The 589-nt window shown below is 36.8% G+C and carries 1 pseudogene; it reads left to right on the top strand.

Annotated features, from left to right (window positions below):
- Window positions 1–233 precede the first annotated feature (233 nt).
- A pseudogene (locus ACOMCU_RS28275) lies at window positions 234–589 on the top strand (hypothetical protein); the annotation flags it as partial.

Here is a 589-nt window from a genome sequence, read left to right as displayed (position 1 = left end):
TTTAGTTCAATAAAAAAAGAGCTGCCTATGCAACTCAATGATCTTCAAGTAAAGCACCCCAAGCAGCCTAATCGATTGCATAAAAAAAATAAAATGAAGGTTGTTTTATTCCCCCTCTTAAACCCTTTAATTATATGAGAGCGAGAAATCGTTGATAACAAGGTTCGTGGATAACCTTAATCAACGACATCCACTAGTCTCACATCTCAATTAACTTTTAGGAGGAAATAATAATGGCTTCATGTTCTCAATCTGATTTAACTGCTGTGACAATCCCAAATGTTTTACCATCTTTAAACTTATACGGTAAAGCAAGTAATAATCAACGTTTTTTCTTGTCTGATAATCCAGAGACTATTAGTAGCTCTGTTCCATTTACTAATGGTTATGCAACGCTTTGGGCAGATACTGCCCCTGGATTATCGAGTGTAACTTATCGGATGTTTGTTTGGCATCTAAATAACACAGGTGCGACTATCAAGTTCGGTGTTACCATTGGTAATGGTTCAAGTGGCAGTACTTATAAAGTCTCTGGTGTTAAAGACTGTATCGATACTATTACCGGCTTTGTAGCTCATGGGAAATGTGC

Source organism: Lysinibacillus sp. UGB7 (assembly GCF_049058285.1).
In the GTDB taxonomy this organism is placed as follows: domain Bacteria; phylum Bacillota; class Bacilli; order Bacillales_A; family Planococcaceae; genus Lysinibacillus; species Lysinibacillus sphaericus_B.
This window is presented reverse-complemented; position numbering and strand designations above follow the sequence as displayed.